Source organism: Pseudomonas sp. DF5, from assembly GCF_058148225.1.
Map to the genome: position 1 here is coordinate 64,619 of NZ_JBYVYM010000003.1, position 23,764 is coordinate 88,382.

Sequence of the window (23,764 nt, forward strand, 5' to 3'; positions counted from 1 at the left end):
TCATCAGAACGCAGTGTTATTTAAATGCTCTGCCTTTGTTTTCTTTGATCGATGATTAATGGAGTTTTGCCACTGTGATTGTTTCGGGTGAAGGCGTGTTCAGCGCATGCTGTCACTTGCACAATTAACAGTGCAGCACTCACCGCATTCGCCAAAGCTTCATGGGTCAGCAGTTTTTCGTGGACCCAGGTGGAATCTGCATCAGCTCGCACGTGCATTCGTTCGACTCCGTCGGTGGCGTGGTCCAGAACGATCTGAATGGGTACTCCCACGCTCTGTTCCAGCGCTGACGGGGAAATTAATTCCGTTCCAATCCGCACCAGCTTGCCGTGTCGCTTCAGCAGTTCGAAACGCGGCGACTCCAGTCCGCAAGGGCAAGCCCCGAGTACCCAGCGGCCGGTGTCGCCGATGTCATATCGGTGCACGCGCTGACCTTGTCGGGCGCGAGAGGTAAACAACAGACGGCCGACCTCGTCAGCCTGCACTGGAACATCCTGTTCGAGATGAACGATTTCCAGGTGCTGGGTTTCACACATCAAATGAAACACGCCATCCGCCGTCGCCGGGCAGGCATGCCCCAGGGGGCCTGCATCGACGGAACCATAGAGGGCAGAGCGAATCGTCGACACGCCGCAGCTTTCCATCAGGCGTCGACTGGCCTCTCCTTGATGCTCGCCGCCAAGAAACACTTTGCCGATACCGGCGTAGGCGCGAAGTCGGGTCTGCTCTTTGAGAAACAGGCGATGCAGCGTACTGGGCATACCGATCAGCACGGTGACGCGCTGCTCCACGATCAGTCGGGCGACTTCGCTGAAGTCATCGTCCTGAGGCGCTCCCATCGGTAAATGCACAACGCCCATCTGTTCAAGAATGTTCGAAAAACTGAAAAAACCACCGTACAGGTTGCCGCCGTAGAACAGGTTCATCACCCGGTCTTTTGACGGATCCAGCCCGACGCAGAACATGCCATCCGCCGCAGCGCGCATCTGTCGTTGAAAGTCCCGATAGCTGAAACCCGCCAGGGCCGGGATCCCACTGCTTCCGCCAGAGCGGAAATAGAGTTGTGCTGTGGAGTCGATCGGCTGGGCCATGAAGGTGTCTTTGTCCATGATCGGGCCATGGGCTGTGTCGGGAGCGGGCGGAACCGGGTCGAGGATTGCACGACCTGTCGAGGCATCCGGGGGCAGACTCACTGAGATACGGCGACTCAGGCGCGTCAGTGCGTAGACTCCGTCGTGAGGCTCACCGGCGTAGCCGTCATGAATCGACGTGCAAGGCGTGATGCGGCTGACGCCGGCGTTGACCAATGTTCGAACGAGCGCGGGCGTTTCTGCGCAGGGGCACATCAACGCGCAGCTTTGCAGGAAGTTGCGCCAGGGCTGCAGTGTCTCGGCGAGCAGATGCTGCGGAACTGGCTTGAGCAGAATCGTACGAAACAGCGGTGACGGCGCGAGCGTCTGATGGTGCTCCCAGATGACGCGCCATCCGGGGCCGGTCCAGACCTGGCCGGTCTGGTTCTGGAAACATTGACTCAACTGCGCAATGGCGGTGCGGGTGGTGATTTCCGCTGCTTCCTGATCGGACGGCACCAGCGCTGGCCAGTGTGGGGCACGACGTTTGAATGCATCGGCCAGACGTTCCCCCATTTTGTGCAGGACCGCTGGATCGTTGCTGTCCACCATCACCCACTGAGGGCTGGAACAGGCCTGTTGATCGAGTCGACAGACTTCATCCACTAATGCATCGAGTGCCGAGGGAGTTGCCGCGTCAGGTGACAAATAGGCGAAGCTGACCTTGTGCCCCCAATCGATCCAGCGACAGCCGGCCGGGATCTGCTGACGGATTGATTTGAGCGCTGTTTCCCCACCCCAGGCGGATACCCCGTCGGCCTTGGCGCAGAGTTCAGTGATGCCAGAGGTGTCCACCGGCAGAACCGCTACGAATTCGGCCAGTCTGCCACTGTTGTCGCACCGCACAAGGGCCGCGAGCAACTGCGCGGTCAACCCCCGATCGCTGGAACTGGGACGAAGCCAATTGATGTTGCCGGCCAGCAGGCTTTCGAGTACCGCACAGAATGCCAGCATCGGTGCATTGCCTGGGGTGATATGCACCACCAGCCCCAACGGGTGCCAGCTTTCGAAGCACGGCTGCCGGTAGTCGATGCGTCGCAGCGAACGCGGTTGCATGCCCAGTTCCCGCTCAAGCTTGGTGCTGAGGTGAGTGCGCTGACAAAAATCGACAAGCGCCAGACGTTGCTCCTCTTCGAGTACCAGGTCCAGGCTGCAAGCTTGTAATTGTGTGGCGAAACGAGCGGCGGATTCGATGACCGTCTCGCTATCGATCGGTGCAGAAAGCAGTTGGGGTAATTGTTCGTGAAGGCGTTTGAGAGCACTTTGCGGGGTAATGTCCTCACGCAGTCGGCCATTGATCAGGTACATATCAAGCCCCCCCGATAAGTTCTGAAGCCGCCATGGCACAGCTGCGACTGGCGGAAGTGCCGGCACGTCCATGCAGCTCGAACCAATCGGTCGTCAGGCCGCATCCGCAACTGGACCCGGGGTGCAACGTGGCCAGATCGCTCATGACCACCGCATGAGCGGGGCTGGATGAAATGTATGGGGAAACGAACTCCAGCAAGCCGCGCTTGCCGTAGGGCTGGACAGTGAAGTCGGATGGGTTGCGCATGAAAACCTTCGAGTAGATCGGGACATGGAAATGATGGTGGGCGCACTGGATATAGGGCACGGCATGCTCTACGGCACCGTAGCCGTCCCGGCAGCGGGACAGGTCGATACCCAATTGCCGGTTGATGCGGGCATACAACTGGTGCAGGGGAATCTCCTGTGCCGCCTGGGTTTTCCAGCCGCCGCCCAGAAACACCAGTGACTGGGCAAGCAACTGCAAGTCGGCCACGCCGGTGTCTTCCATGTGTTGCAGTGCATGGGAAAGGAACGCCGGAAAACCGAGAATGCGAACGGGCAATCCTTCCTCGGCAAACTCCTGCAAGGCACGAATCACACCGAAAAGGTCGAATTCGTGGCCTTTTCCGGTCAGGCGCAAGCCGTATACGACTCGGTTGACGGGGGCATAACTGCACAGAAACCGATCGGTGTAGGCCGTGCCCAACGTGATGGCCGCCTCGGGCTCATAGCTCAGGAGCAGGTAATTGCAGGGGGTGTCCGGGGTATCCCAGCCGTAATGCCGGAAGATGTGGCTCACCATGCCTTGTGCCGCAATCATGCTGCGATGGTCATAGCGCATGCGACTCTTCTGGCCGCTGGTGCCTGACGACGTCAGCTCCAGCGCGTCTTCGCCTGTGGGGCCAAACAGCAAATGACGCTTGAAGTAGCTGGCGAAAATCGGCGGCAGCCTTGACCAGTCATCCAGAGCGTCCAAGGCATTGGTATCAAGCCCATTGGCGTTCAGCCAGCGTTCGTATCCGGGCGTGTGATAACAATGAAACAGGCTGATTTCACTCATTGCCTGATCGAACAGGCCTTCTGGCATGGATTCCAGGCAATAGGGTTGTGCTAACGCGCAAAGCGCATCGGTGTGAGGTAGATGGATCATCAAAAGACCTGTGGGGTGGTGTCAGACGGCAAGCGTGATATGAGAGCGGCGCAGAAACAGTCGTAAAGGCGCCAGGCACAAGAGTCCCGTGAGACCGGCCATCAGGGCGAAAGCTTCAAGGCTGTCACCGGCACCCAGTGCGGCGATAATCGAGCCGCCGCCACCCATGATGGCGATGGAGATCATGCCGATCATGGCCGAGACCAGGCCTTTGCTGTCGTCGCTGGAGAACAGGGCGAGCCGGTACAGCGCGGCATTGCTCATGCCTAAACCGATGGCGTAAAGCGATAGGCAACTGACCAACAGCACCGTTGAAGCACCGGTGAACGTTATGGTGATCAATGCAATGAGCCCGCCGCAAAATGGCCAGAGCGCATATCGAATCAGTTGGGGCAGTTCAGTGTTGGCAATCAATCGGTTGAGTATCAGATTGCCGAGAATGACGGCCGCAAATACCGGGATTTGCCACAGGCCATACTGCAGAGGAGGAAGTCCCTGGCTCTGGATCAGCAAGATTGGCGCCAAGCCGATCCAGGCAATCAACGGCAGGCTCATTAGTCCCAGGGCGACGGTAGCGCTCAGGAATTGTGTGTTGGTGAGCAACGCGCCGTATCGGCGCACGGTGCCGTTCCATTCGAAGGGCACTGCAGCCAATTGTTGACCGTCCTGGCGCGCGGTGCCCACGGTTTCCGGCATGAACAGGTAAAGCCCGAGCCAGACCGTCGCGCCGCCGACACCCAACACTAAAAACAGCTCCCGCCAGGAAAGCCATTCCAGAGCCAGGCTACCGAGCAGGGGGCCGAGCAGCGGGGAGAGCAGCGCAACGTTCCCCAGCAACGCCATGATTTTTACCGCGTCGGCTTCGCAGAAGACTTCTTGCAGGGCTGGATAACTGACTGCAATGACAAATCCCAATCCAACGCCCTGAATCAGGCGCAAGCCGTTGAAGGCAAGAATGCTCTGCACGTAGAACGCCATGGCACAGGCCAGGGCGAACACTGCACAACCGATGAGCAACAGCCTGCGACGACCGAAGTGATCGGACAATGGTCCGATAAGCCACTGCAGCAGAATGCCGCCAATCAAGTAAAGATTGAAGGCATATGGAACGTGACTCGGACTGGCATCCAGTTGATGGGTGACGGTCAACATGGCCGGCATGATCATATCGCTGGCCATATAAGTCAGCAGCTCGAAAAGAGTGATTGCAAGACAAAATCCAAATAATCGAGGCGGACTTATATCTATCAAAGGTTTGCGCATGGTGTTCCCGTTGGTGCTGGAGTTTGATAAGGCAGCAGAACAAGAGTAACCACGGCTCATGAATAATTACATGTGCTTGCGGGAGGCTAAGAGTTACAAGACTTGTCGTTGTGTGTCTAGCGTGGGGGGTAGGGGAAAGATGAGTGGGGTTCTGTAAATAAAATTACAGTGAGATAAGAATAATCCTACACAGAAAATGCCCGCCATAGGGCGGGCATTTGTACGTAACTTGTAGGATAAGTTCTTCGTCTTGTGAGTGAACAGTAAATTGTTCACTGGTCAAGAAAGTAATTTAACGTTATCGACGCTGATAGTAGCCGTGTCCGTCACGGTCGTAATGGTGGCCGCCATGCCAGCCGTTATTAGGAAAAATGATGCAGCCACTCAGGGTCAGGAGGGCGAGCAGTGGAATCAGCCGTGTGATTCGACGGAACATTTCAAAAATCCTCATGGTTATCGCCGCAATGAAGTCAAAACTCTTCATCGGCTGTAACATGAGACCCCGTTTGCAGCCCCTCATTCGCACAGAACCGTAGAGGTTTGGTATGTAAACGGATACAAACCGGATACATTTTTTGGTTCAGGAACCCGTAATGACCCAGTCGCAACGTTTGAAATACTCGATTCTGATTTCCCTGGTGGTACTGGGGATCATGTTCGGCCTTTCCTGGCTGCAAAACGCAGGGTTCATCAGCGAGAAGCTGTTCCAGTACATCGCTATTGGCGTGGCGGTGGTTGTGGTGGTGATCAATGGCGTGATGCGTCGCAAGGTCAAGCCTTGAGCGACGCCTTCTGACTTGATTGCTCACCGTGAAGGACGGCGACAGCCTGTGGATGCAGGCTGTAGCTTTTGTCTGGGTTGAGCGTGATCACGCCTTCGCTACACAAACGTTTCAACACTTCGCGGACACTGAGAAAGGACAGGGGAATGTCCAGGTCCAGCAAATGACTGTGCACACCGCGCACACCCAGGCAGCGGTCGCCTTCGGCGGCGCTTAGCAAGGCGTCGATGACTTTCAGGCGAATCAGGCTGGTCCGCAGGCCAAAGCACTTGAGCAAAAACCTGATCCGTTCGTTGCCCTGGCGTTCGGTCTGTTGATTGCAAGCACCGGAGCTCATGGCGCTGCCCTTTGATGCATGGCTACCATCCGTTGGCAGTTGCGGGTTATGCATGCAAAAACTCCTTTCCAGAGCCTGATCATGAAAATGTGATGGGTGCTCTTGATCAATAAGACGAACGAGCCGGGAAATAATGAAGACCTGCATGTAGAAAATTTGTCGCCGCGACGTCAGCGCTCTGTGAGAAGGGCATTGGGGATGCCCTCAAAGACCTAATTTTTTTGGTGTTTGCTTCGTTTTTCTGGAAGGCGCATTGCGTGTCATACGTCTTTTCGATCAGGAGCGAGCGTGATTATTTCCAGGCAGTTAACCAGGTTGAGCCTTGCGGGTGTGTTTCTGGGGCTGAGCCTTGCGGCAAACGCGCGCAGCCAGCCAGAGCAGGCGACGGCCGACATCCGCCGTACCAGTTTCGGCGTACCGCATATCCGTGCCGAAAACGAGCGCGGGCTGGGCTATGGCATTGGCTATGCCTACGCTCAAGACAACTTGTGCTTGCTGGCCAATGAGATCGTCACTGTCAATGGCGAGCGTTCGCGGTATTTTGGCCCGGACCAGGTGACGGTCGAAGAGCGCGGCAACCTGGCCAGCGATCTGTTTTTCAAATGGCTGAACACCCCCGAAGCTGTTGCCGTTTTCTGGCAGGCGCAAACACCTGAAGTCCGTGAACTTATTGAAGGTTATGTGGCGGGTTACAACCGTTCGCTGACAGAACGTCGGGCACAGGGTTTACCGCAGCAATGCCAGGGTGAATGGGTGCGCGCGATTACCGCCCAGGACCTGGTCAAGTTGACTCGTCGTTTGCTGGTCGAAGGCGGTGTGGGGCAGTTTGCCGAAGCTCTGGCCGGCGCGACTCCGCCTGAAGCCGTCGCGCATGCGGCAAGCAACCCGGCATCGTTCCAGTTGGCGGCTTCGCGCATGCAACGATTCGCTCTGGATCGCGGCAGCAACGCCGTTGCGGTCGGCAGCGAGCGTTCGTTCAACGGTCGCGGAATGCTGCTGGCCAACCCGCATTTTCCTTGGGTGGGCGGGATGCGTTTCTATCAGATGCACCTGACCATTCCCGGCAAACTGGATGTGATGGGCGCCGCGTTGCCCGGTCTGCCGATGATCAACATCGGGTTCAACCAGCATCTGGCATGGACCCACACCGTAGACTCGTCCAAGCACTTCACCTTGTATCGCCTGCAACTCGATCCGAAGGAGCCGACCCGCTACCTGCTCGATGGCAAGTCTTTGCCAATGAAAAAGCAGACGCTGACAGTCAGCGTGAAGCAACCCGATGGCCAGACCCGGCAGATTTCCCATGTGGTCTACAGTTCGCAATTCGGCCCGATTGTGCAATGGCCCGGAAAACTGGACTGGAACAATCAGTTCGCCTATAGCCTGCGCGATGCCAACCTGGATAACGACCGGGTCTTGCAGCAGTGGTACGCGATGAACCGGGCTGTCAGTCTCAAGGATTTACAGGCTTCGGTGCACAAAATTCAGGGGGTTCCATGGGTCAACACCCTGGCGGTGGACGATCAGGGGCAGACCCTGTACATGAATCTGTCGGTGGTGCCGAACGTCAGCGCGGACAAGTTGGCCAAATGCAGCGATCCGCGAGCCGGTTTGCAGATGATCCTGCTCGATGGCTCCAACAGCGCCTGCGCCTGGGACATCGACCCGCATGCCGCACAGAAAGGTATTTATGCGGCAGATAAATTGCCGCAACTGCTGCGCAAGGATTTTGTGCAGCATTCCAACGATTCGGCCTGGATGGCCAACCCGGCAGAGCCGCTCACCGGTTTCTCGCCGTTGATCAGCCAGGACAATCAGCCATTGGGGCTGCGTTCGCGCTTCGCCCTGGACTTTTTGAACAAGACGGGGCCTATAGCAGCGACGGATCTGCAGCACATGGTGATGGACGATCAGGTGTATCAGGCAGCCTTGATAATGCCGGACCTGCTGCAATTCTGTGCCGCGGATCTTGGCCCCGATGCGCAGACGCTGACGTCGCTGTGCGCGAGTCTCAAGGCTTGGGATCAGCGAGTGAATCTGGACAGTGGGCTGGGCTTTGTGCATTTTCAGAATGTCATGTTGGCGTTGCAGCAAGTCCCTGACCTCTGGCGTGTGGCGTTCGACCCCAAGGATCCGCAACACACCCCGAGTGGCCTGGCAATCGAGCGGCCGGAAGTCGCCAAAGTGGTTCGGACGGCGATGCTGGCCTCGGTTGAAAAGGTCAAGACCCTTGGCCTGAGGGCCGATAGCCGCTGGGGCGATATTCAGGTGGCCAGTAGTGGCGGGAAGCAAACGCCGATCCACGGCGGGCCGGGTACGCTGGGGGTGTATAACGCCATTCAAAGTGTGCCGAGAACCGATGGCAAACGTGAAGTCGTCAGTGGCACCAGCTATTTGCAGGTGGTGACGTTCGATGACAAGGGGCCGCAGGCTCAGGGTTTGCTGGCGTTTTCGTTGTCCAGTGACCCGGCGTCGAAGTATTCCCGGGACCAGACACAAGCCTTTTCGAAGAAACAGTTGAGTGTGTTGCCGTTTACCGAGCAGCAGATCACGGCTGATCCGCAGTACCAGGCTCAGACGATTCGCGAGCAGGATGAAACGATGGGGAAGATCGCCGTGCAGTAACAGCGATAGCATTTAAATGAATAAAGTGAAGGCCGCACCCCGCAAGGATGGCGGCCTTCAGCTTTTTGGCGCTTGTTGTGGCATCGAATTGAGGACTGGATTGCCGTCCTTGTTGCGGGTCAGATAGACCGGCAGCACTTTGGGCAGCGAAGCCACCAGGTTGTTGAGTTCTTTGATGTTGTAGATGCCACCGAGGCGAATCGAGCCGGTGCTGTGGTCTGCAAGCATCACCGGTTTGTCCAGATAACGGTTGATCAAAGGCAGGGCGTCGGTCAGCGCCAGATTATCAAGCACCAGTTTGCCGCTGCGCCAGGCCAGCGATTGGTCGTTGGCATAGGTCTGGCTGATTTGCGGGGTGAAATCGCCGTGCCTGTAACGCGCCTGCATCGCAGGTTCCAGACGTAGACCGTCGCCGGGCAGGGCATCGTTGCTGGTTACCAGCACGGAACCCTCGATCAGGTTCACGCGCACCTGGTCTTCATACATCCAGACATTGAATTGGGTGCCCGTGACGCGAATACTGCCGTCGCCCGCCCTGACAATGAACGGGTGCTGCAGGTCATGGCTGACACTGAAGAAGGCTTCGCCTTTTTTCAGCGTGACTCGACGTTGATCCTTGTAATTGCTGAACGTCAGTTCACTGCCCAGATTCAGCTCCACCTGGCTGCCATCGCTCAGCGTGACCTGACGCACATGATCGCTCGCCTCGAAATGCTGGTAGGCGTTGGGCAGCCAACCCAGGTTCCATCCGGTATACGCCGCCAGTGGCAGCGCCAGGGCGCAAACAGTGGCAGCGATGCCGAAGGTGCGCCAGGGCGAGGTCGGCTTGACCCGAACGGCCGGTGCAATGGATTCGGAACGAGGCAAATCCCCCGCAACATCCCAGATATCCAGCATGGCTTCGTATTCGAAGGCGTGCAGCGGATGAGCATCACGCCATTGCTCGAACGCCTGGCGTTCCTCGTCCGTGCAGTCGACAGCGTGCAAACGCATGCACCAGTGCGCAGCGGCATCGGTGATGGCGTCGTATTGGGCTTGCGAGAGAGAGTGATCGGTCATTGACTCATCCTGATTTCCTGCATTCTAACCTTGAGGCAAGTCTGCGAGAACAACGGTCATGGCATTTCCCCATCAAAGTGGCACATATTTTTAGGGTTTAAGGAGTGCTGGTGTGCAATTGGCGCCCTAACTGAGCGACTAACCAGGACACGGTATCGGCGTTGCCGAGTTGCACTGCCAGCCTGGCCGTTGAGTCCGTCATGAAGCGTTTGCGGGCATCGTCCAAAGTCCGTTCACCCGTTAATCTCAAAACATGTTGCCGCTCCTGATCAGTGTTCTCGTACGTGGTACTGCCAAAGTCTTCCCATAGCCCGGAATCAGCATTCTGGAGCTTGAACAGTTGATTCAAGGGCGACTGGCTCGATAAGGCGGTTCGCTGAACATCCGTCAATGCATTTTTGAGCTCTCTGGCCCGGGCGCTCGACGTTTCTATCAAGTCGGCAAAAGGCCTGAAAGCATCGAGATAACCAAGGTCTTCTGTGTCACACACAATGTGCGAGAGCTCGTGGATCAAGGTGGAGGCACGGGCATGAGGCCGGATGGGGAAGGATGCATCAGACATATAATTGCGGTAATGGTCTAGATGCGGGAGAAAGAACTTCTCTGCCAGGTAGACTTTCCGTTGGAGGTCATTAGGAATGGTGAAGGCGAAAGTATTTTCCCTTTCTTCATGGGCTCTCCCGACCACAAACCGCCTGGATTTGGCATCCCTGAGTGTGGGATCCAGCAACGCACCAAAAATATCGCCGACGACTTTTTCAAGCATCGTCATGTGCTCGGGCAGCACTGTCGGTACATCGAGAAACTCCATAATGAGCTGATGTACAGGAGTGACCTTGTTACCCGACGTTCTGAGTAGTTGCAGGTTGCGAAAAGCGTTCCAGGCATAGCTGGTCGCATGGTCAAGACTTTCGTCGATCAATCGAGCCCTGATGGGAAACAGCATGCGGATTTCTGCCATCCCATCGGCTTCGACATTCATGCCTCCCCTTACTGCAAGTGCTGTCTCCAATCGGTTGCGCCTGCTGTAGCGCGGAGCCAGCGCTTCCAAATCCAGCACCCATTGTCTGGAGGTGTTCTGGCGTAGAGTCGGACCATGGGCATCGTCGCCGCCGATGCACCAATGCGCGCCCCGTTTTTTGAGTGGATACACTTTGCCTTCAACCGGGCCGTAGTGTTTTTTTGTCGTCGGATGGGTGTAGAGCCCAAGCGTCGGATTCAGCGTCAACGAGCTCAGGTCGATATCGGGACTCTCATAGCGCTGCAAATGAGTGCGTTCGGGAGCGGTGATGTCGACATCTTTCCATTTGAACCGGGTGTCGGGTGTAGCGGGTGTCGGCTCATTCACGGCCAAAGATGAGGGTGTCTGGTTTTCCATCGATTGACGCAAGTTGGCGAGTTGCGCAATGCCGCTGATGAACGCCTTTATCGCGGTGCCCCACTTGTGCGTTTGCAGGGCTTCGGCGGACTCCTTGATGTCCCGGTAACTGCGCCATACCGTAATTGGATAAGCGAGTTTACCCATGAAGAATGTGAAAGCCTGGTGCAAGTCCTCACCCAATACATGCTTGATGGTTGCCCATTCGCCCTGAGCATAGTTGTCCGACTGACACCCCAGTAAGCGGGCGAGTAACGCTGCATTGTCTTTGAACAAGTGCCCGAACAGGTTTCCCTTCACCGGGCTGGACGCCAGAGTGACTTCGCCGAGGCGATGCCTGGTTTGCGCCATCCGGGTTTCCAGCAGGATTCGATCAGGCTGCGGCAGATTCTTGAGTACCCAGTCGTGCAGCGCACCCCGGGTCTTCATTTCGGTCACCAGTTGTTGTTCATTCTCATATTCTTTCACCCCATGCCGAGGACTATAGGGTGCTATAAGGACCTGTGGTCCTGCGGTGTCCGACGTTGAGCCGATCAAATAGAGGCCTGGCACTTTGATCGTCTGCCCGCTCTTGATACCTATGAACTCAAGTGGGCGGATGATCGCCTTTGCGCCGTCAACAGCTGCACGGGCGATGGCGTCGGGCATGTCCATGACTTGCCGGATCAGATCAAACCCGGCCTCGCTCAGGCGTTCCTGCAGTTTTTCCGAATGGGCGTAGTGCATCAATTGCCAGGGCAATTGTTTGGCGAACCGCTTTCTGCGATCCGCCGCGCTGACGTGCGTATCGGCAAACGCTGTGTTCAATATCGCTTGCTGATGCTCGCCCAACTTCAAATTACGTATCAGCTCTTTGATGTAACTCTGGTCCATGTCGTCAGGAATGGCGGTGGCATTAAGCGACACCAGCTTGAAGAAGGTTTGCTCCAGATCCTTAATGTGGGTCAACGCAAACTCGGTCAGGGTTTGTATCACTGCCCCGGACGTCGGACGTGGGCTGATATGTATCTCCACATTGTCTGGGTCAATGTCAAAGGTGTCTGCCTTGAGTTGCTTCTGCAATTGATGGTGTGCCGTGCGCGCCAACGTGCGAATGCCGCTCAGGTAGTCCTTGTCATCGGTGGCGCTATTCAGATATTGCTGAAGCAGCTCGCCGTGCAGCATCTGGTCTGCGATAGAGGCTTTTGCCAGCCATGCGGGAAGCATTTGCTGGGTTGTCAGGGACCGGGCGATGTCCGTTGCACGTTGCAATCCCGTCTTCGGTTCGCGCAGTGCCACCAGGTTCAGCAGTCTGGATGCGTTCATGACAGGAAGCGGTGTTTTCAGTGCATTCTCGATGGACGTCAGGTCCAGGTGGACATTGGGCTTTTGTACATGATCGAAAAAATTGTCGTGCACCCGTTGCAGCGGCGCCAGGTTCACTATCTGTTTAAGCAATCGCTGGCCGCGTTCGAGGTTTTCCAACAGCGTGCTACGTTCATCTTCGTCTTGCAGGCGTCGTTCAAGTTCGGTCAACAAGGGTTTGAGTGACGGGAATGCTTCGAAGCCAAGCGCCGGGGTCCATACAATGGCCTTACCCGAATGCGTCGGGTCCAGTCCGCCTCGTTCAGTCAGCACAAAACAGCTGGCCGGTTTAAATAAGTTGGTGGAGTCGCCCACCTTCAGTGCTAAAGAAAACACATCGGGCAGAAATCCGTTCAGTGCAGTACGTTGCAGGCGCACAGGGGCATCGAGCACCGTTTTGATGATTGCCTGTTCAGTTGCACCTAGCGTATGGGCGACGGTACGTAATTTAAGTTCGCTGCGCAGTGCCGTTGACAGGGTATGAGTGAAGCTCGATTGCAAGCCTTCCAGCGATGAACCAACGATACGTTGCGCTTCAGCGACAGTGCGGGTTGCGGCGGGAATGGCGGGGTGGTTTTCAAGACGTTGTGCCAGCGCCTGTTCGACCGTGGAGAGCAGGTTAAGCTGTTCTTTGGCCGATTCGGCGCGCACGGTGGCCGGTTGCGCGCTCCAGCGCTGGTCCGCTTGTGTACTCCAGCGCCCTGCGGCGTCGGTGGCCAACAGTCGATCGTCGATCAGGCCTCGAACATCCAGTGCCTTGTCGAGCAGGGCGTGGGGATTGAGCGTGCCTTCGCTTTCTCGGTACCGGCTCAAGGCGTAGGTCAGGTTTTGCAATTGCTTGGCAAGCACGTCTGCCATCAGTTGTTCAAATACCGGACCAACAATCGGCTTGCCAACTATCACTGGGTCGTGGGGTTTCAGCTCAAGAAACGTGCCGCGCTCATCCAGCGACATGAAATTGAGCAGCGTGTCTTCATGGCCTTCGCTTTTCAGCATGCGCAACACGATGCTCTTGATGGCGGGCAGGTCGCTCGTGGCCTCGATGCCTCGGGATTGGGTGTACAGAAAACCGAGAGTATCGTCACCGCCGATCATCAAGGTCGAGGCCAGTTCCGCGTAATGCTTGTAAGGGGCGGTGACGCGCACTTTTTCGATACGCAGAGAAGCGCCCGGGGTGGGCGTGAGACTGACACTCATGAGCCGCAGGTATTGCGGCGTGGATAGAATGCCTTGTTGGCGTTTGAGCAATAGATTCACGTGATAGGCGTCGCGCAGGCACTCGGTTAAAAACTCCGAGCGTGATCGCCCGCCACTCATGGGCGTGTTCCAGAACGTCTCGAGCAGGCTTTGCAGGTGTGGTGTAAAACTATGCGAGATTTCAGTGATCGCGCATTCCCATGCCTGGTTATCGGCATCGCTGCTCACGCCGTGTCGGGGGTGAGAAAAAATCCGGTAATCGCCAACGGGCCATTGATTGGTCAGGTAATACTGCAGGAGGGCGGTGCCCAGCGGTAGCGCGGACATCTTGTGGCTGTATTCGGTATTGTCGAAGGCGGAAACGGTGTTGATAAAGCTCTCCAGTCGCGTGTGACGCTGGTCCAATCCAGGAAACGACTTGGCCAAGGCAATCTTGAGGGTTTCATCGAGCATCGCCTGCAGGGTCGGGGTCTTTATCAGTTCGCCCATCATCGCCTGGATGTTGTGTGCCCCATTGCGTTCGAGGACAGCCTCTTGATCCTGAAATACCGCCCCTTCGATGGCTTGTAGGGTGATGTCTGGCGTGGCGGCTGCCAGCACAGCGGTGCGTTGTTCGATTGAGAGGTAGCGCAGTAATTCTCGCTTTCCGGTGTCCTGCACCAGCCACTCCATGAGTTTGCTTTTCACGTCGTCCATGTCGGCGAATTTGATCAGACCTTTCCATGGCGTATAGAGCGTTACCTCGCCGTCATTGGGCCGGCTTATGGCAAAGGCACCGGCCAGTGGAATGTCGGCCATGCCGGTCTGGCTTAGAAGCAATTGGTCGACGTGCATAGGTTTGCTGTGTTTCGTGCACGCTGCCTGGGTAGGGAGGTAAACGCTCCTCAACCATTTCAGATCATCAAGGGTGAAATTCAGCGCTTTCTCGCGATCACCGGGTTGTCTGGCATTGGATGCACGTTCTGCCTCGTCGAAAAAATACGGCAGTGCTGGGGTAGTCATGATTTTTCCTCGATGGGCTGCAATCGATGGCGATCGCAGGTTGTTGGGTCGAGGGAAAACAGTAGGGCCAATGGAAAGCCTGGGGGCGGTACATATTGCTTGAGCTTATCCTTTGTCGCAGGCTTGACAGGACGCCGGTAAAACAGCGCTTAATCGACGACTTTTTTCGGTTGCCCTGCAACCTCGCTTGACCTGTTGCCCATACCCAATAATAAAACCGGAGCTTCAGATGACTGCATCGCCTGAAATGGCCGTCAACTCGAACACACAAAACCTCGATTTCGACGCGCTCGTTCAATTGCTCGAACAGATTTTCCTGCGCCATGGCACCTCAGCCGATGTCGCCAGGACCCTGGCCCTCAACTGTGCCGGCGCCGAGCGCGACGGCGCCCACAGTCACGGTGTTTTCCGTATTCCCGGTTATGTGTCAACGCTGCAGAGCGGCTGGGTCAACGGCCAGGCCGTGCCGGTGGTCGAGGACGTTGCCTCGGGTTTTGTGCGGGTTGACGCCGGTAATGGTTTTGCCCAACCGGCCCTCGCGGCGGCGCGGCCCTTGCTGGTGGAAAAGGCCCGCAGTGCCGGCATTGCGGTGTTGGCGATCCGCAACTCCCATCACTTCGCCGCCTTGTGGCCGGACGTCGAGCCGTTTGCCGATGAAGGATTGGTGGCGCTGAGTGTGGTCAACAGCATGACCTGCGTGGTGCCGCACGGTGCCGATCGCCCGCTGTTCGGTACCAACCCGATTGCCTTCGCTGCGCCCAGGGCTGATGGTGCGCCGATTGTCTTTGACCTTGCCACCAGTGCCATCGCCCATGGCGACGTGCAGATCGCCGCGCGCAAAGGCGAACGCTTGCCTGCGGGCATGGGCGTGGACAGCCTCGGCCAGCCGACTCAGGACCCGAAAGCCATTCTTGAAGGCGGCGCGTTGCTGCCGTTTGGCGGACACAAGGGCTCGGCGCTGTCGATGATGGTGGAGTTGTTGGCGGCGGCGTTGACCGGTGGCAATTTCTCGTTCGAGTTCGACTGGTCGAACCATCCGGGGGCCAAAACCCCCTGGACCGGGCAACTGCTGATCGTGATCGATCCGAGCAAAGCGGCGGGGCAGAATTTTGCCGAACGCAGTCAGGAGCTGGTCCGGCAGATGCACGGTGTCGGGCTCAAGCGTCTACCGGGGGATCGGCGTCACCAGCAACGCGCCAAAGCCAATGTTGAAGGCATTGCGCTCGATGTCCAGACGTTGGCCAATCTGCGGGAACTGGCCGGGCTTTGAGCCCATGTGTGAGCGGGCTTGCTCGCGAAGACGGCGGCACAGTCAATATTGATGTCGCCTGACACACCGCTTTCGCGAGCAAGCCCGCTCCCACAGTGGTTCAACGCCGACCCAACAACAGACCAACCACCAGGCCGAAACCTGCAGAAATGGCCACGGTTTGCCATGGATGACCGCCGATGTAGGTTTCGGTGGCGTCGACTGCGGGTTGGGTTCGATCGCGGACGCTGGAAACCGAGCTTCGGGCTTGCTGGAGTTTCTGGGCGATTTGTCCACGTAGGGTGTCCGCTTCCTCGCCGACCAGTGAAGCACTGCTTTTCAGCAGTTTTTCCGATTCTTCGATCAGGGCCTGAAGTTCGCTGAAGACCTGATCCTTGATTTGATCCTCGGCGATTTGATCGGTGTATTTGCGGGCCATTGGTGTACTCCTTACAGATGAATGGACAGTGAGCAATGGAGTCTGCGGCGATTGAAAAAGTTGCAGCAGTTTTGCGCGGTGGCGTAACCCTGAAGAAAAATCCAGCGCAGGACATTTCTTCCTACAGTGTAAGATGTCGCCTATTTTACGCAGCAGGTAATTCCCCATGAGCTTCAATCTGGCCGACAAACCCCTCGCCGAGCGCGCGGCGCTTGAAGATGAAAAATCCCGTCTGTTCGAACTCTGGCAAAACAACCTGGGCAAAGCCAAGGGCGAAGCCGCTCGGTTGTTTGGTGAGCGCGCCAAGCGCAAAGGCAAATGGGCGGAATGGGTACGCTCCGAACTCGACGGCATGTCGCCGCCGGAATTCGCGAACATGGTGCGCAGTGAAGTCAATCGCTTGATGGCCGCTAAATAAACGCCCCGGAAAAAATCGCGGCAATCGCTTCACGCACTTTCAACACCACCGGATCGAGCGGCGTGCTGGTACGCCAGCCCAGCTCGATCGGGTAACGCGGCAGTGCCAAAGGGCAGGGCAGCAGTGCCAATCCGCTGAGCGCGGCGATACTTTGCGCCGCATGGGCCGGAATGGTCGCCACTGCCTGACTGCCCTTGAGCAGATAGGGCAGTGCGGCAAAGTGGGTGGTCGATGCGCATACCCGCCGACTCAATCCCAGCGCCGCCAGACCTTCATCGGTAATCCCGATAAAACCACCCGAGGACACCAGAATGTGTTCGCGGGTGACGAATTCTTCAAGACTGAGACTCTGTTGTCCCTCGGCCAGACTGAGGGGATCCACCAGGCACAGATAACCCCCTTCACCCAGCACCTGACGGCTGAGCAAGCGCTCGGCAAACCCGCCTGCCGTGATCGCCAGATCGATACTGCGTTCCATCAAGGCCCGGGCGACGATCTGGCTGTGGGTCTGACGAAAGATCAGGCGCAGTTTCGGCGCACGGTGAGCGATCGCTTCGATCAATCGTCGTCCGTAGGCGATTTCGAAATCATCCGACAAGCCCACGGTCACCGAGCGCCCGTCGTATTGATGGGCCGCCGGATCAACCATCGCCAGGCTCTGCCGGCATTTGTTCAGTGCATCGCTGACCACCGGTTTGAGCTGGTTGGCCTTGAGCGTCGGCGCCAGACCTCGGCCGGTGCGCACGAACAACTGATCGCCATACACCTCGCGCAACCTGCGCAACGCCGCGCTGACCGCCGATTGCGTCACGCCAAGACGCAGCGCGGCACGGCTGGCGCTGGACTCCTCATGCAGCGCTTCGAAGACTTTGAGCAAGTTGAGATCGACGGTGGCGATATTCATGTGGTTCATATCATTCAGCAGTGAGTCGGGCTTTATTCATGATCGTGTGGCGCCGGAGAATGAGCAACACCTCATTCCTGACGGAGCCACCCTAATGCCCAAGTCAATCGTTGCTGCCCTGCAAATCGGTGCCTTGCCCGGCGGCAAGGCCGACACCCTCGATCAAATCCTCTCTTGGGAAACTGCCATTATCGAATCCGGTGCGGCGTTGGTGGTCATGCCTGAGGCGTTGCTCGGTGGCTACCCCAAAGGCGAGAGCTTCGGCACGCAACTCGGCTATCGACTGCCGGAAGGTCGTGAAGCGTTTGCCCGGTATTTCGCCAACGCCATCGATGTGCCCGGTGTCGAGACTGAAGCTCTGGCTGGATTGTCGGCCCGCACCGGGGCCAACCTGGTGATCGGTGTGATCGAACGCACCGGCAGCACCTTGTACTGCACCGCGCTGTATTTCGACCCGCAGGCGGGGCTGGTTGCCAAGCACCGCAAACTGATGCCCACCGGCACCGAGCGACTGATCTGGGGCAAGGGCGATGGCTCGACCTTGCCAGTGATCGACAGCCAGGTCGGGCGGATCGGCGCGGTGGTGTGCTGGGAAAACATGATGCCGTTGCTGCGCACCGCGATGTACGCCAAGGGCGTTGAGGTCTGGTGCGCGCCGACCGTGGACGAGCGCGAGATGTGGCAGGTGAGCATGCGCCACATCGCTCATGAAGGACGCTGCTTCGTGGTCAGCGCCTGTCAGGTTCAGGACTCACCGCGAGCCTTGGGCGTGGACATCGCCAACTGGCCGGCGGAGCGTCCGTTGATTGCTGGCGGCAGTGTGATTGTCGGGCCGATGGGCGACATTCTCGCCGGGCCGCTGCGTGGCGAGGCGGGATTGCTGACCGCCGAAATCGACACCGAAGAGCTGATCCGCGCCCGTTATGACTACGACGTGGTCGGTCACTATGCGCGCCCGGACGTGTTTGAGTTGACCGTTGATGAGCGGGCAAAACCGGGTGTGCGTTTCAACGCATAAACCCAGTAGAAGGGCCAATGCAGTTCACTTAAGAGTGTCTCGAGTCAGAGAAACCTGTGGCGAGGGAGCTTGCTCCCGCTTGAGTGCGCAGCACTCACAAAAACTCGCAGCGGTTGTCAGATTTTTGGGGCCGCTACGCAGCCCAGCGCGAGCAAGCTCGCTCGCTCGCCACAAGGGTAGGCATGACTGATGAGTGCGCTTCGTCTAGTCTTCAGGTGTTCACACCCCTGTCAACGGATGGACTGTCCATGAGTTTGTTACTAGGCCCGATTCTGCAGTTTCGTGGCATCACCAATAATGTCTACAACGTGTCTGCCCTGGTGGTTTTACCCTTGGGCGGGCCTCCACCCACGGTAAAAGTGCCCAAGGATGTGACTGCCGACACACCCTTGGCCATCGCCGATATCCCGCTGCTCAACCCTAATTCCCGGGTCTGGCGCATCGATTTCAAAGCGGCGCAGGATCAGGCCGTTGCCACCAGTTACACGGTTGCCGTAGACGGTGCGCAGGCCAACTTCGTCGTTCCGGCCGAGGGCCAGTCGCCGCGCATTGCCTATGTGTCATGCAACGGCTTCTCCGACCTCAGGGAAATGGAGAAGGTGGACCGGAACAACGAGCGCTGGGAACACATGTGGGGCGTGCACCAGAGCGAGCCCTATCACTTGCTGTTGATGGGCGGCGATCAGGTTTACAGCGATGACATGCGCAGCAGTGTGCCGTCGATGAAAGCATGGTTCGCCAAACCCTTTGCTGACCGACAAAAAGCCACTTACACCAAGGCGATCGAAGCCGATCTGGACAAGTTTTTCACCAGGCTCTACCTGGAATGCTGGAAACAGCCCGAGATGGCCAAGGTCTTCGGCGCCATTCCGACGGTGATGATGTGGGATGACCATGACATCATCGACGGCTGGGGTTCCTACGATGAAATACTGCATTCAAGCCCGGTGTTCCAGGGACTGTTTGCCACGGCCAAACGTTATTTCAGGATTTTCCAGCAGCAACTGATCCAGACCCATCCTCACCTCAAACCGTCCGCTGATATCCATCCTTGCGCGATTCCCGGCACTGCCGACGGCTTTCACCTGGGATTCACCGGTCTGGGCGAGCTGGCCTTGCTGGTTCCCGATCTACGCAGCGAACGTGCGCCGGACTTGACCACCCCGCAGGCCCAACAAACCCGGGTTATTTCCCCGGTCAGTTGGGATGCGATTTATGCCTGGCTGGACAAGGTCCCTGCGCACAAGCACCTGTTGCTGATGTCGAGTATTCCGGTGGGCTACCTTGATTTGCAGGCGGCCGAAAAGGCGCTGGACGTGATGGTGGGGCAACAGGAGCTCGAGGACGATTTACGCGACCACTGGCGAAGCCTGCCGCACCGCAGTGAACGCAAGCGCTTGATCATGCGGCTGCTGGATTTCGCCAAAGCCCAATCATGCAAGGTCACGCTGGTGTCTGGCGACGTTCATGTGGCCGGGGCCTGTGTGATCGAATCGAAGTTGCCCCGGCATGGCAGCGATGGCGCGGGGAAAATCTACCAATTGATTTCCACCGGTGTGGTGCATCCTTCGCCACCGGTGTTGGCGGTGCACTTTCTGGAGTCCATCGGTGCGAACCAGGAACAGATCGACTACGGTATCACCGGAACCATGTTGCCCGTCGGCGCAAGGGGCCGTTACCTGATCGCCGCACGAAACTGGCTGGCGATAGAACCTGACGAAGGCGGCAACGGCAAGACCCGACTGTGGGCCAACTGGCACGTAGAAGGTTTGAAGCATAGTGTGACGCAGGTGATCGATCCCGTTACCTAGCGTGCTGCGGTTCACTTAAGCAATTTCAGCCGCGACGCATTCCTTGTAGCAGCTGCCGAGCTCGCGAGGCTGCGTTCGGCTGCGCAGCAGTCGTGAGTCCGGCTGCCGTGGTGTATCTGATGCACCGCATTGTCTTATTTGACGACTGCTTCGCAGCCGAACGCAGCCTCGCGAGCTCGACAGCTGCTACAGATCGCACTACGGCGTAAGTGAACAGAATTACGTTACTAGCGCGTTACCAGGTGCCGGAGATCGAACCCGGCAGACTCAGCTTGCCGCTATCGACAAAACGCATGGTGCCGAATGCACCACCCGCCAGTTTGCCGCGCAGTACGTAGGGCAGATTGTCCAGTGTCTGCGTCTGACTCAGCCCGAGGGTCTGACGCAGCACCGAGAAGGCCGAAACACTCACCGGCACCACGATCACTGCTTCGGAGAATCGTGGGATCGAGCCCGACTGGTCGCTGACGCCGGAAGCTAGCGGCTGGCCATTAACCTCCAGGTCCAGCGCCACGCCGTTGTAGGCGATCGCGGTTTCATTGGGGTTTTGCACGCGCAGTTTTACTGCGAAGCGCACTTCCAGCTCCTGGCTTTGCAGCGGCTCGATACCGACCACGTTGATGTGCAGCGGGTCGCGACTGGGGAATAGGGCGCAGGCGCTCAGGGAGAGCAATAGAAGGGATAGGGACAGGGCTAGCAATCTGCGCATGAACATATTCTCGTAAAGAAAAAGGCCGAACCGCTCAAAGCTCGGCCTTCGAGCATTACGGACGGTTCAACTGTGCGACAGCCACAGGTGACGCGGGTTCACCCTTGGCCGCAACATCCGGGTTCTGCATCACCTGAAGCACCGAGGCTTCCGGGTCGAACTCGTCTTCTTCCAGCTCGATGAACTCTTCGGGCAGGAAGATATTCAGCACGATAGCGCACAACGCACCGACAGTGATCGGCGATTCGAAGATGTTGTGCAGCGCCTTCGGCAGCTCGCGCAAGACTTCAGGCACCGCCGCGACACCCAGGCCCATGCCGAGGGAAATCGCCACGATCAGCATGTTGCGCCGATGCAGGCCGGCCTCGGCGAGGATCTTGATCCCGGCCACGGCCACAGTGCCGAACATCACCAGTTCGGCACCGCCGAGCACCGGTTTCGGCATCAATTGCAGCACGGCGCCGATCATCGGGAACAAGCCCAGCAGCACCAACAGACCGGCAATGAAAAATGCCACATAACGACTGGCCACGCCGGTGAGCTGGATCACCCCGTTGTTCTGGGCGAAGGTCACCATCGGCATGCTATTGAACACTGCCGCCATGGCCGAGTTGAGGCCATCGGCCAGCAGCCCGGATTTGATCCGACGGATATAGACCGGGCCTTTGACCGGCTGCCGGGAAATCATCGAGTTGGCCGTCAGGTCACCGGCGGCTTCCAGGGGCGACACCAGGAAAATCACTGCCACCGGCACGAACGCGACCCAATCGAAGGAGAAACCGTACTTGAACGGCACTGGCACGCTCATCAGCGGCACGGTCGGCAGGCTGGTGAAATCGACCTGGCCCATGAACCACGCGACCGCATAGCCGAGGGCGAGGCCGATGACGATCGCCCCCAGGCGCAGGAACGGCACATCCACCCGGTTCAACACCACGATGGTCCCCAGCACCAGTGCTGCCAACGCCAGGTGGCTGGCCGCACCGAGATCAGTCGCACCGAAACCGCCGGCGATGTCGGTCATGGCGACCTTGATCAGCGACAGGCCCATGAGGGTAATGATGGTGCCGGTCACCACCGGGGTGATCAGCATCCGCAGTTTGCCGATGAACTGGCTCAACACCACTTCGATGAACGCGGCGAAAAAGCACACGCCGAAAATCGTTGAAAGGATTTCATCGGTGCCGCCGCCCCGCGCCTTGACCATGAACCCGGCGCTGAGGATCACGCTGATGAACGAAAAACTGGTGCCTTGCAGGCACAACAGGCCGGAGCCGACCGGGCCGAACCGCCGCGCCTGCACAAACGTGCCCAGCCCCGAGACGAACAGCGCCATGCTGATCAGATAAGGCACTTCGCTTTGCAGGCCCAGGGCACTGCCCATGATCAGCGTCGGGGTGATGATGCCGACGAAACTCGCCAGTACGTGTTGCAGGGCGGCGAAGACCGTGGCGGTCAGGTGAGGGCGGTCGTCGAGGCCGTAAATCAGATCGTTGTGGCGTGGGGAAGCGGTTTGTTCAGCTGCGGTCATGGTCAGGTGCGTGCCAGAAGGCGGGCCGGTCAGAAAAGGGAGCGCAGGATGCCAGAACGGTCTGGCCACGGCAAAAGCAAGGTCAAATGATTGCAGCCTTCGGCAACTGCGCGATGAAAGTACTGTAGGAGCGAGGCTTGCCCGCGAAGAATGCGCCGCGGTTTTTCAGGTATTACGCGTCATCGTTCTTCGCGGGCAAGCCCACTTGCTCTTCAAGCAAACGCCGCAAGCAGATCCTCTTCAAACGCCTTTTGCGCATCCCCCGGCACCTGTGCGCGATGGCGCGCCAGGTGGAACGCTACCTCGAAGCTCATATCACCCTGGCGCACGGCACGCAGTAACCCTTTGTCTTCCCAGCTCCGGGCGAAGTGATCGGGCAAGTAGCCAACGTGCTTGCCGGACAGAATGAAGGCGAGGGTGCCTTCGACCTGCTCGGATCGCGCGGAACAGAGCTTCCCCTGAAACGGCTCATCGCTGCGCAGGAAACGATAGGGGTGATCAACCCGGTCGCAGGCCTGGAGCGCTTGATCGTCAGGTGCGTCATCGGTGAACAGCGGATGCCCGGAGGCGCAATACAAGTGCTGGGTTTCGGTGAACAGTTCGCGGTAGTCAAAAGCACGCTGCGCCTGTGAGAAATAGCCGATCGCCAGGTCCAGCCGTTGTTGCAGCAACAGCCGTTCCATTTCGCCGGGCATGGCGCTGATCAACTCGATGCGCACCGATTCGTCCCGATCGCGAAAGCGTCGGATCGCCTCGGCCACCCGTTGCAGCACCGACTGATCAAGCGCTTCGGACAAACCCAGGCGCACTTCGCCAATCAAACGTCCGGCCACACCGTTGGATTGATGACGGAACGCTTCAATCGATTCGAACAAGGCGCGGGTGGCAACGAGCAACTGTTCGCCCTTGGGCGTGATCTTGAACCCGCCCTTGCCGCGACTGCACAGGCGATAACCGAGCCGGGTTTCGAGCTTGGCCATCTGCTGGCTGATGCTCGACTGGCTCAGCCCCAGGTCACCCTGGGCCGCGCTGAAGCCCCCGCATTCCACCACGCTGACAAACAGGCGCAGCAGGTGCAGGTCCAGATCATGCAGTTGACCGAGCATCAAACATTACTCCGCTATAAAG

General features: G+C 58.0%; 18 protein-coding genes. 6 read left to right on the top strand and 12 right to left on the bottom strand.

The annotated features are described in order from the left end of the window. Window positions 1–20: 20 nt before the first annotated feature. The 4 genes from AC30D7_RS03720 to AC30D7_RS03735 form a co-directional block, all read right to left on the bottom strand. On the bottom strand, window positions 21–2,438 hold the full coding sequence (locus AC30D7_RS03720) for an aldehyde dehydrogenase family protein (RefSeq protein ID WP_490133102.1): 2,418 nt from the start codon (window positions 2,436–2,438) through the stop codon (window positions 21–23). 1 nt (window position 2,439) lies between these two features. Then, window positions 2,440–3,570: a LuxE/PaaK family acyltransferase gene (locus AC30D7_RS03725; RefSeq protein ID WP_490133103.1), complete on the bottom strand. Its 1,131-nt coding sequence runs from the start codon at window positions 3,568–3,570 to the stop codon at window positions 2,440–2,442. 21 nt (window positions 3,571–3,591) lie between these two features. Then, a complete protein-coding gene (locus tag AC30D7_RS03730; RefSeq protein ID WP_490133104.1) occupies window positions 3,592–4,833 on the bottom strand; it encodes an MFS transporter in 1,242 nt (413 codons plus the stop codon). A gap of 298 nt (window positions 4,834–5,131) precedes the next feature. Continuing rightward, window positions 5,132–5,269 carry a hypothetical protein gene (locus AC30D7_RS03735; RefSeq protein ID WP_305412597.1) on the bottom strand — a complete coding sequence of 46 codons (138 nt, stop codon included), beginning with the start codon at window positions 5,267–5,269 and terminating at the stop codon, window positions 5,132–5,134. Window positions 5,270–5,426: 157 nt separating this feature from the next. Between AC30D7_RS03735 and AC30D7_RS03740 the strand changes: the two genes are divergently transcribed. After that, on the top strand, window positions 5,427–5,615 hold the full coding sequence (locus AC30D7_RS03740; protein WP_018926107.1) for a hypothetical protein: 189 nt from the start codon (window positions 5,427–5,429) through the stop codon (window positions 5,613–5,615). On the opposite strand, the gene AC30D7_RS03745 is transcribed toward AC30D7_RS03740, so the two are convergent. Continuing rightward, entirely contained in the window at window positions 5,605–6,006 is a 402-nt protein-coding gene (locus AC30D7_RS03745) for a fe2+ zn2+ uptake regulation protein (RefSeq protein ID WP_490133105.1), read from the bottom strand. The two genes, AC30D7_RS03740 and AC30D7_RS03745, sit on opposite strands and share 11 nt — an antisense overlap. Window positions 6,007–6,240: 234 nt before the next feature. Here AC30D7_RS03745 and pvdQ point away from each other — a divergent pair, with 234 nt between their 5' ends. Further along, window positions 6,241–8,577, top strand: coding sequence for a bifunctional acylase PvdQ (gene pvdQ / locus AC30D7_RS03750; protein WP_490133106.1), 2,337 nt, complete (start codon window positions 6,241–6,243; stop codon window positions 8,575–8,577). Window positions 8,578–8,634: 57 nt separating this feature from the next. Here the strand turns inward: pvdQ and AC30D7_RS03755 are convergent, their stop codons facing one another. Then, a complete protein-coding gene (locus AC30D7_RS03755; RefSeq protein WP_490133107.1) occupies window positions 8,635–9,636 on the bottom strand; it encodes a FecR family protein in 1,002 nt (333 codons plus the stop codon). Between the two features lie 97 nt (window positions 9,637–9,733). After that, window positions 9,734–14,557 (bottom strand): dermonecrotic toxin domain-containing protein, encoded by a 4,824-nt coding sequence (locus AC30D7_RS03760; protein WP_490133108.1) that lies wholly within the window; start codon window positions 14,555–14,557, stop codon window positions 9,734–9,736. A gap of 229 nt (window positions 14,558–14,786) precedes the next feature. On the opposite strand from AC30D7_RS03760, the gene AC30D7_RS03765 reads away from it, so the two are divergent. Beyond that, complete coding sequence (locus AC30D7_RS03765) at window positions 14,787–15,827, top strand: Ldh family oxidoreductase (protein ID WP_490133109.1); 1,041 nt, start codon at window positions 14,787–14,789, stop codon at window positions 15,825–15,827. 100 nt (window positions 15,828–15,927) lie between these two features. On the opposite strand, the gene AC30D7_RS03770 is transcribed toward AC30D7_RS03765, so the two are convergent. After that, a complete protein-coding gene (locus AC30D7_RS03770; protein ID WP_019579237.1) occupies window positions 15,928–16,245 on the bottom strand; it encodes an ElaB/YgaM/YqjD family protein in 318 nt (105 codons plus the stop codon). Between the two features lie 166 nt (window positions 16,246–16,411). Here AC30D7_RS03770 and AC30D7_RS03775 point away from each other — a divergent pair, with 166 nt between their 5' ends. After that, window positions 16,412–16,663, top strand: a complete 252-nt coding sequence (locus AC30D7_RS03775; protein WP_007937833.1) for a hypothetical protein — start codon at window positions 16,412–16,414, stop codon at window positions 16,661–16,663. On the opposite strand, the gene AC30D7_RS03780 is transcribed toward AC30D7_RS03775, so the two are convergent. Further along, on the bottom strand, window positions 16,656–17,576 hold the full coding sequence (locus tag AC30D7_RS03780) for a LysR family transcriptional regulator (protein ID WP_490133110.1): 921 nt from the start codon (window positions 17,574–17,576) through the stop codon (window positions 16,656–16,658). The two genes, AC30D7_RS03775 and AC30D7_RS03780, sit on opposite strands and share 8 nt — an antisense overlap. Window positions 17,577–17,661: 85 nt before the next feature. On the opposite strand from AC30D7_RS03780, the gene AC30D7_RS03785 reads away from it, so the two are divergent. Both AC30D7_RS03785 and AC30D7_RS03790 read left to right on the top strand, forming a co-directional pair. Beyond that, a complete protein-coding gene (locus tag AC30D7_RS03785) occupies window positions 17,662–18,585 on the top strand; it encodes a carbon-nitrogen hydrolase family protein (RefSeq protein WP_490133111.1) in 924 nt (307 codons plus the stop codon). A gap of 248 nt (window positions 18,586–18,833) precedes the next feature. Then, a complete protein-coding gene (locus AC30D7_RS03790) occupies window positions 18,834–20,396 on the top strand; it encodes an alkaline phosphatase D family protein (RefSeq protein ID WP_490133112.1) in 1,563 nt (520 codons plus the stop codon). Window positions 20,397–20,631: 235 nt separating this feature from the next. Here the strand turns inward: AC30D7_RS03790 and AC30D7_RS03795 are convergent, their stop codons facing one another. The 3 genes from AC30D7_RS03795 to AC30D7_RS03805 form a co-directional block, all read right to left on the bottom strand. Continuing rightward, the gene (locus tag AC30D7_RS03795; RefSeq protein WP_026331693.1) at window positions 20,632–21,105 is read right to left on the bottom strand and encodes an LEA/WHy family protein; all 474 of its coding nucleotides are present in this window, start codon (window positions 21,103–21,105) and stop codon (window positions 20,632–20,634) included. Window positions 21,106–21,160: 55 nt separating this feature from the next. Then, window positions 21,161–22,636, bottom strand: coding sequence for a nucleobase:cation symporter-2 family protein (locus tag AC30D7_RS03800; protein ID WP_490133113.1), 1,476 nt, complete (start codon window positions 22,634–22,636; stop codon window positions 21,161–21,163). Window positions 22,637–22,848: 212 nt separating this feature from the next. Next, window positions 22,849–23,742, bottom strand: a complete 894-nt coding sequence (locus tag AC30D7_RS03805; protein WP_490133114.1) for a LysR family transcriptional regulator — start codon at window positions 23,740–23,742, stop codon at window positions 22,849–22,851. Between the last annotated feature and the right edge of the window lie 22 nt (window positions 23,743–23,764).